The following is a 6,384-nucleotide window of genomic DNA, read 5'->3' as shown; positions in this document are numbered from 1 at the left end:
GTGTATACTGCTGCTGCTGGTATAGATCCTAGCCGAGTACTGGCAGTTGTTCTTGATGCAGGTACAAACAACGAGAAGCTATTGGAAGATCCTTTATATATGGGGAATCGTCATAAGCGTGTACGTGGAAAACAATATGACCAATTTATTGACACTTATGTTCAAGCTGCACTTTCCTTTTTCCCGAATGCCCTGCTGCACTGGGAAGATCTGGGCAATGTCAACGCACGGAACATTATCAATAAATACGGAGATAGTATTTTGACTTTTAATGACGATATTCAAGGTACTGGAGCGGTTACGCTCGCAGGTGTAATGTCCGGTGTTCAATTGTCCGGAATCCCACTGAGCAAGCATCGGGTTCTAGTCTTTGGCCCAGGAGCTGCTGGAATCGGCAATGCAGACCAAATTAGCGCAGCCATGATGCTGGAAGGACTGTCAGAAGCAGAAGCAAAACGTAACTTCTGGGCTTATGATTACCGTGGCCTGCTTACCAACGAAACAGAAGGACTTTTTCCATTCCAAGTCCCTTATGTGCGTGATGTTGCAGAATGCCGTGACTGGGAACATGCTGAGGATGGCAAAATCCCACTGCTTGAAGTCATTCGCCGCGTAAAACCGACGATTATGATTGGTACTTCCGGTGTTACTGGGGCATTTAGTGAGGAAATCGTTAAAGAAATGGCCAAACATACAGAACGTCCTATTATTATGCCTATGTCCAACCCGACTCCACTGGCAGAAGCAACTCCGCAAGATTTGATCCACTGGACCGAAGGAAAAGCCCTCATTGCAACAGGAAGTCCTTTTGAGCCGGTGATCTATAACAATATTAAGTTTGAAATTGGGCAATCCAACAATGCTTTCGTGTTCCCGGGTCTTGGTCTTGGCGCAATCGTGGTAAAATCCAAAATTATAACAGATAGCATGTTTGCAGCAGCTGCCCATGCAGTAGCTCAAATGGTTGATTTGTCGCAGCCTGGTGCTTCCCTGCTGCCAAAAATCAATGAATTACGCGAAGTATCTGAAGCGGTAGCCGTGGCTGTGGCCAAGGCAGCAGTTCAGGATGGAGTAGCGCGTCATCAACCGGACGATATCGCACAAGCGGTTCGAGATGCGATGTGGGACTGCAAATATAAACCAATCAAACAATATGGTCAGGAAGCGGTCCTGGTTTAAAAAATAGCGACAACATCAAATTTGTACTTGCATACGCAAAGTGATTATTTAACTGATGTCCGCCATTTTTGGCGGACATCTTCATTGGAGGCGACATCATGGCTACAGGTCATATTTTTATTATCTTAATTCCTATTTTCTTTGTCATTTTAATTGGTTATTTCGCAGGATTGTTTAAGGCTTTTAACCCTGCTTCTTCTAAGGGATTAAATACACTCGTGACGAAGTTTGCTCTACCTGCACACTTGTTTATTGGTATTACGACGACACCAAGAGAGACATTGATTCAAAAGTGGCCCTTTCTTGTGGCTTTGCTACTTGGTGTAATCGGCTTTTATATTGTATTGCTCATTGTTTATCGCTTAATTACCAAAAAAGGCCTGACTGAATCCTCCATGTTCGCATTGAATTCAACACAGCCTTCTTTCGCATTCATGGGAATTCCGGTTCTGGGAAGCTTGTTCGGAAGTGCGGCAGTCGCCATCCCTATTGCGATTACTGGGATCGTCGTTAATGCCATTCTTGATCCGCTTGCAAGTATTTTGGGAACGGTCGGTCAGCGCAAAACAACAGAATCCGACGGCACTAAAGGCAACTTATTTAAAGTCACTATGAAATCAGTCCTTCATGGACTCAGCGAGCCGCTTGCCTGCGTACCCTTGTTTGGTGTCGTATTGACTCTATGTGGATTCCACGCTCCGAAACTTTTACAATCCATGTTTGATCAAATCGGCAATATTACTGCTGGTACAGCCCTATTTGCCATCGGGGTAACCATTGGTATCAAAAAGATTACGTTCAGTCCAAAAGCACTTAGCATCGCTGTACTGAAAGCCATCGTGATGCCTATGGTTATGCTCGGTATTGCTGTTCTGATAGGACTATCCCATGAGGATGTAACCAAAGCCGTATTGCTTGTCGCTTTTCCCGGCTCGGCTGTGGCCGCTATGATTGCTACCCGTTATGAAACACTGGAAACGGAAGCTGCATCTGCATTTGTTATTAGCTCAGTCTTATCGCTCATTTCACTACCCTTACTCATTTCACTTCTTTTATAGGGACAGAAACTTAAGAACCCTCAATGCAATCCAGGTATTTATAGGTATAAAGTATACCCGTTTGCTCTCATTTATCTTATTTTTTAAATATTGTTCGAACAATAAAGTGATTTAGTAAGAATTGAGTTGGAAAAACAACATAAAATCCAGTTTTGCCGACAAGCGGCGGTCCCATCGTTTCATTCACTAGGGGCCGCCGTTCTTTTTGAATAACCTTCTACTCTCCCTTTTAATAAATACCTAACATTTAGAAAGCAAATTGTCGAAATATATATGGGGTAGGTTGTATATGAAACTAAATTGCTAATTCAAAGGAGAAGAAAACGTGAAAAACTTGAAGTGGAGAACTATGTCCTTTTTTGGTAAAAATCTATTAATCTCTTTTCTTAACATCGTATTAATAGGTGCTATTCTCATCACATCCAGCTATATACTTCAAAAGAACATTCTCACCACGCAGCTGCAAGACCAAGTTAAAGTATTGACTAAAAAATGGGCAGAAGATGTTGACAAAACAAAAGTACAACAAGCATTAAGCGAAAAAGATTATAACGGTTCTGCTCAACAGGATTTACGCAAATTCCTAGATTCTATCCACACATTTTATCCTAATGTTGCCCAAGCTTACATATTTGGCACAGAACTAACAGAAGGAAATCAAACCTCCATTATTGGCGTTCCTACAAATTTAGTCCAAGCTTTCCAAGACTCGAAGATGAATATTGGGGATATGTACACTCTTCCAGACGAAAATGTACAAGGTGTAAATAAAATGCTTCAATCTAAAGACTCAGCGTTTAGCAGCTTTTATACTGACGATTTTGGTACATGGACGACCATTGTTTACCCAATTACAGATGAAAGCGGTAAAATCACAAGTGCGATATACTTTGACGTAGACGCGAGCTCTGTACCTAACGGACTTCATAAATTGCTTGTATATGGTGTTTCATTGCTCATTCTGTTCCTTGCGATCTTCTTAACGGTCCAATATTTACTGGTAAAACGTACCCTCTCCCCGATTCGTAGCCTGATGAAGGGCATTGAAGAAGTCAGCGAGGGGAATCTGAATGTAAAAATCAAGACAGGCGAGGACGACCTTGGCATTATCAATCAAAAATTTAATTCTATGATCAAACGCCTTAACGATACCATGGTGAAAGTACAGGATACGACGCAAGAGGTTACGGGATCTGCCCAGGAATTGTTAAGCATTAGCGAGAAAAACAGTACGAATACGAACGTCATTAACAGCAATATTCAGGAAATAACCCAGGGGCTTGAAGCTCAGGATCACGCAGCACTTGAAAGCTCCAGAGCTATGAATGAAATGTCGACAGTTATCCAAACGATTGCCGAAAGCTCCTCTTCCGTAGCCGATCAAGCTTATTCTATGGAAAAACGCTCCGTTGAAGGCAATCAGGTAGCCCAAAAGCTTTCCGCTCAAATGGACTCCATCTCCACTACAATGGAAAGTACAGCTGATTCCGTTAATGCGCTGCAGAACCGTTCTAACGAAATCAGCAATATCGTCAGCATCATTACAGGCATTGCCAGTCAAACGAATCTGCTTGCACTGAACGCTTCTATTGAAGCTGCCAGAGTCGGTGAAGAGGGCAAAGGTTTTGCAGTCGTAGCAGGAGAAGTGCGTAATTTGGCTGAACAGTCTCAAGAGTCTGCCAAACAAATTGCAGAGCTCATTGAAGAAATCCAAAGAGAAATTGAGCAGACTGTAAAAGGCATCAGCCTTGGTACAAAAGAAGTTCACATTGGGCTGGAAGTTACGAAGCAGACAGGCGAAATGTTCTCTGAAATTTTAGATGCGTCTAATAAAGTGTCGTCACAAATTCAGGAGGTATCCAGCGCAACGGAGCAGATCTCGGCCAGCACGCAGGAAATGTCAGCTACCTCTGACGAGCTGTCTTCGACAGTTAGCAAAACAGTCGGCAGCAGCAAACAAATCGAGCATACCATTGGAGAACAGGCTGAGTCTATGGCTTCTATTGTCCAAGCTTCTGACAAGCTTACATTGATGTCCGGGGAGCTGGAAGAGCTCATTTCGTTCTTCAAGGTGAACCGGGAAGCCTAATTTTATAACTTCCAAGTAACTCAAGATAACAATAAAGAACCTCTAGTCTGCATAGAAAGCGAACTAGAGGTTCTTTGATATACTCTTACATACTTCTTAATTTACAAATCCTTCCAAAGCTGAGGTTGGTTTACCGTCAGCCTGCCAAGCACCTTTGTTATAACCTTGATTGTAACCTGGAGTTGCAGCCGGCTCCCAATAAAATACCCCTGTACCTTTGCCGCCTCCGATGTTCCGAACCTTTGTTTTGATTGCAGAAATAAATGCCTTGGAAGCTGCAGGTTCGTTATATTCCATCCCGATTTCACTGATGACAATACCTTTACCGTATTTGGCAATGAGGTTATTGGCATTGGTAATCGTCTGATCCACCTTGCCCTGCCAGTCAGAAGGAGACGGATACAAAGACAGCCCGATGAGATCAAACTGAGCTCCATTATCAATCAGCCCGCCGATATTCCAGTTCAACACGGAACCGTTATCCCCGTTGGCTAAATGTACTATCGTTTTAGTACTGCTGCTTACCGATTTTACAGCATTATTACCTGTATTGACGAGCCAGGCATAGTTTTTCATGTTCACCGAAGCTTTGCCGTCTTCCCAGAGCATTCCATTGTTCGTCTCATTACCGATCTGCACCCAGTCCGGTGTTACCCCCTTGCTTTTCATCGTGTTCATAACATAAACCGTATGAGACCAGACTGCATCCATGAGTTGTGTAAATGTAAAATTACGCCACGCATAAGGTTTGTTCTGTTGCCCTGGATCTGCCCAGGAATCACTATAATGTAGAGTCAGCATAACGCTCATACCCAATTTTTTAGCTCGCTGCGCCAGTTCTGCTGCCTTTTCGGCATTCATGTATCCGCTTGCATAATCTTTCATGTCAGGATTTACCCACACACGGATACGTACCGCGTTCATCTGATCGTCATCTCGCAAAATTTGCAGTATATCTCGACGAACACCCTTTTTATCCTTCCAAGTCATACCTTGCGCTTCCATTCCTGCTACCCAGCTTATATCTGCTCCTTTGGCGAAAGCAGGGGCGGCCGAAGCCGCACCCAACCCTACAGAGCCGAACGGATACAATAAGCTGGATAGCAAGATCAACATCGCAAATACCATCGTGCGGTTACCTGTTTTCATAAGTCATCTCCCATCCGAATTGTATACTTCTCATTGCCTCTGACCAACTACCAGTTCCCTCACTCGGGAAAACGACAGAGATCACACTTTAATATCATGTTCTATTTATTGCGCTCTGTCTTTAAAACCTTAACAGCGTAGGCATCCAATTGAACGCTGCCGTCTTCTATCTCATGATTTTCAAGCATATCCACATAAGTTCGTCCATCCAACGTAATCTTTTGCGGCTCATGCGTGAAATTCAGTATAAAAATATAATCATGAACCCCATCGGTACGAATCGCTGTATTCACTCCATGAGGCAACTTCACATTGAGCGCTTTACTGATTCCTGCATCATCAATTAAACTTCTGTAAAAATGACTGTGGAACAGTCCGGTGTTGCGTGATGCGATGTAATAAGCCTTTCCCTCTCCCAAACGGTTCACCGTCAAAGCCGGGCGTCCTGCATAAAAGTCTGAGCCGTATACAGCCAGTACCTCAGCACCCTCCGTATGAATGAGATCACACAATTCTACAGCTTCATACTCCCCTTGCAGATCCAGCTCATTGCCTTCAACCGGCAAAATGTGATTACGGTCATGATCATGCAATCCGTCAATCTCTTCCGACCAGATCCCCAGCGTCTTACGAAGCGGGCCCGGAAAGCCTCCAAGGAAGCACAAATCATGTTCATCTACAATACCAGACCAATAGGTTGCTACGAAAACGCCACCGTTTTCAACAAACTTCTGTATACGTTCCCCCACACCGCTGCGGACCATATACAACATCGGAGCTACCAAAAGTTTGTATTTGGAGAAATCTGCATCCATATGAATGACATCTACGGGCACTCCCTGCTCCCAAAGTGCCAAATAATGCGCTTCAGCTGTCTCCTCATATTTCACACCCTTGTTCCGCGGTCCC

Annotated in this window: 5 protein-coding genes; 3 read left to right on the top strand and 2 right to left on the bottom strand. The window is 43.8% G+C overall.

Features of this window, described 5'->3' with window-relative positions:
• The 3 genes from maeA to GRP75_RS16850 all read left to right on the top strand — a co-directional run.
• Positions 1-1,179 (top strand): oxaloacetate-decarboxylating malate dehydrogenase (gene maeA / locus GRP75_RS16860; RefSeq protein WP_160789862.1); only part of this gene is annotated, 1,179 nt, incomplete at its 5' end.
• Positions 1,180-1,277: 98 nt separating this feature from the next.
• Positions 1,278-2,237 (top strand): AEC family transporter, encoded by a 960-nt coding sequence (locus GRP75_RS16855; RefSeq protein WP_160789861.1) that lies wholly within the window; start codon positions 1,278-1,280, stop codon positions 2,235-2,237.
• Positions 2,238-2,562: 325 nt separating this feature from the next.
• The gene (locus tag GRP75_RS16850; protein WP_076264806.1) at positions 2,563-4,326 is read left to right on the top strand and encodes a methyl-accepting chemotaxis protein; all 1,764 of its coding nucleotides are present in this window, start codon (positions 2,563-2,565) and stop codon (positions 4,324-4,326) included.
• A gap of 96 nt (positions 4,327-4,422) precedes the next feature.
• On the opposite strand, the gene GRP75_RS16845 is transcribed toward GRP75_RS16850, so the two are convergent.
• The gene (locus GRP75_RS16845; protein WP_160789860.1) at positions 4,423-5,475 is read right to left on the bottom strand and encodes a glycoside hydrolase family 53 protein; all 1,053 of its coding nucleotides are present in this window, start codon (positions 5,473-5,475) and stop codon (positions 4,423-4,425) included.
• A 101-nt stretch (positions 5,476-5,576) separates the two neighbouring features.
• The coding region (locus GRP75_RS16840) for a beta-galactosidase trimerization domain-containing protein (protein WP_202404180.1) at positions 5,577-6,384 on the bottom strand (808 nt) is incomplete at its 5' end.

Origin of the sequence: Paenibacillus sp. OT2-17 (genome assembly GCF_009827695.1) — a bacterium.
Lineage (GTDB): Bacteria > Bacillota > Bacilli > Paenibacillales > Paenibacillaceae > Paenibacillus > Paenibacillus polymyxa_B.
The sequence above is the reverse complement of the archived record's forward strand: the minus strand, read 5'-3'. Positions and strand labels throughout refer to the sequence as shown.

What these genes read in the sequence shown, in the direction of transcription:
- GRP75_RS16855 (WP_160789861.1), top strand. Translation starts at nt 1,278, where the DNA reads ATGGCTACAGGTCATATTTTTATTATCTTAATTCCTATTTTCTTTGTC.
- GRP75_RS16845 (WP_160789860.1), bottom strand. Translation starts at nt 5,475, where the DNA reads ATGAAAACAGGTAACCGCACGATGGTATTTGCGATGTTGATCTTGCTA.